This window comes from Acidobacteriota bacterium (assembly GCA_030949985.1).
Lineage (GTDB): Bacteria > Acidobacteriota > Polarisedimenticolia > J045 > J045 > JALTMS01.
In genome coordinates, this window is sequence record JAUZRX010000069.1 from 1 (window position 1) to 2,230 (window position 2,230).

Here is a 2,230-nt window from a genome sequence, read left to right on the forward strand (position 1 = left end):
TGGTTATATCGCTGTTTCCGCCCGGTATTAAAATGTTTATTTCCTACTCCAGGTAGGACGGCGGCGGCTCGCCCCGTGCCCCCCACTCCGGCTCTTCCCGCACGTGGAAAAGCAGTTGTGATGCGCGCACTGCGGCGGCTACCATGCGGCGGCGCGTGCGACCGGCCTCCCGCCGCCCCATGACCTCCTTCAGGCTGAGCGTGCTGTTTGCTAGCCAGCCCCGGACTCCTACTTCGACGCAGAGAAGCTCCACCTGCCGCGAGCCTACGTACGGGGCGTAGAGTTCGGGGAGCGAGCGGTACTTCGCCGTCTTGTAGCGATGGGCTTTGTCGATGTTGGTCTCATGGGGGACCGTGAGCTCGATGATGTAGACCTTGGCGCCCGTTACCACAATACAATCTGGGCGGGAAGAGGAAGCGGCGCTCAGATTTAGTAGCATGGGAAGGCGATCGAAATCGCCGTCGCTAAGGTCGACCCATACGTGCGTTGGTCGTCGACATCCCGTCAAAGAGCTTGCACGGACTCCTCGTGCAATCTCTTCCAGCACCTTGTTGTGGCGCCAAGTGTACCGCTGCTGCTGCAGGGCGACCTTGCAATCACTGAGGATGTGAAGGAGGGTCACAATGGGTGCGTGGCAGACCGCGCACCGCTGGGAGCAGCGGATGCCCCATCGCGTCAGGTTGCGGGGAGTAGGGAGGGAGTCGGAGATGGCCTCTGCAGTCCACCCGATGTGCTTTGGGGCCATACCCCAGATCGCTTTCTGGTACTCCCTGTCGAGGTCGCGGAGGTAGCGGGGTTGTTGGCAGCGCCACCATTCTCCAGATTTGGCCTTTGCCGCCCGTGACGTGCGGGTTTCCGCATCATGGACGGCGCGCACCGAGTCGCGCACCGCTTGTTCGATAGAGATCGTTGCAGCGGTCTTCGGGACGCCCAGAGGTTGGAGGTCCATGGTGTGGTCCTTGTCGTTGCCGTCCAGGTGGCGCAGGTTCTTTGCGAGGCGTTGTGTGAAGGTGACGGTGCCGTGCCCGGCGTTGTCGGTTTGCTCGCGGAGTTGCGCTGCCTTGCGCACATTCTCGTCCCCAGAGCGGATGCGTCGGACGTGCTCCATCGTCTCCACCTCGTCCCACAGCAGGATCAGGTTGCCGGTGGCTAGAGCTTTGGGGCTCGTGACCGCGTGCGGGGAGGTAGCACGATTGAGGTTCATCGTGCGCTTGAGGTGCTTGTTGATGATAGATTGGAGGTGGAGCACCTCCGTCCGTTGTACCTGGTAGATGGAGAAGTACCATCGGAATCTAGTCAACACCAGCTTGTCCAGAGCGAACTTTTGGGGGCCAAGCCCGTAGCCGCTGCTCCCAATGTTGCTCAGCCACTTGGTGAGCTTGCCCCGGAGGAAAGTGGAGAGGAGCTTCGCGTCGAGTAGGTACGTCAGCTCCATGCCCAGGAATTTGCTGCCTTCGCTCAGCGCGTTGGGCACCGGTTCGTCGTCGATCGTGAGCTCGTCCGCTGTGGAGGGCTTACCGCCGGGTAGGGCAAGGTACCGGCACTTCTTGGCGTTGACGACCATGCCGAGGTCGTCGAGTACCCCCTTCATGATCTGCACTTGCTTCAGCATGGCGTTGTGCGTTTGGGTGACGAGGGTGAGGTCGTCTGCGTAGCCGAGCGTGTGCAGCTTGTGGCGCCCCCGCTTCCCGTCCAGCTTGAAGTAGCGTCTCGTGGAGTCCGCGCCTCGCGGCCGTGCGGTGTCGCCTGCCAAGGCGGAGTCGCGGAGAGCGTCAAGCACTGGCGAGAAGCACATGATGAACAAGAGCGGCGACAGCGTGTCACCTTGTAGGACTCCCCGCTGCACCCGTACACTGTCGGTGGAGAACTCTGGGGTGCGAATGTACAGGCTCGTGGAGGCGTAGAGCTGTGCGACGTAGCCACAGACGCTGTCATGGACGCGGAAGGCCTTCAGGGTGTCGGCGATGAGCTTGTGGCTGATGCCGGTAAAGGCGGCTTTGAGGTCGATCTGGAGGACTCTGAGGTTCCTCTTGGAACGACGGGATAGTCGGAACGCGGCGTCGAGCAGTCCGGTGTGGTCAGCGCAGCCGGAGACGTGCTTCACAAATCCTTTCTGCACTGTCGTGTCCAGCAGGTTGTGCTTGGCAATGTGGCTGAAGATGAGTGCCGCGAGGCATCCATTGACCAGCTTACCGAAACAGGATGTGACGGTGACGGGGCGGAAATTCGC

The 2,230-nt window shown here is 61.4% G+C and carries 1 protein-coding gene; it reads right to left on the minus strand.

The features are described 5' to 3' along the window. Positions 1-43: 43 nt before the first annotated feature. Positions 44-2,230, minus strand: a 2,187-nt coding sequence (locus Q9Q40_13560; protein MDQ7008246.1) for a reverse transcriptase domain-containing protein, incomplete at its 5' end; no start/stop codon positions are given.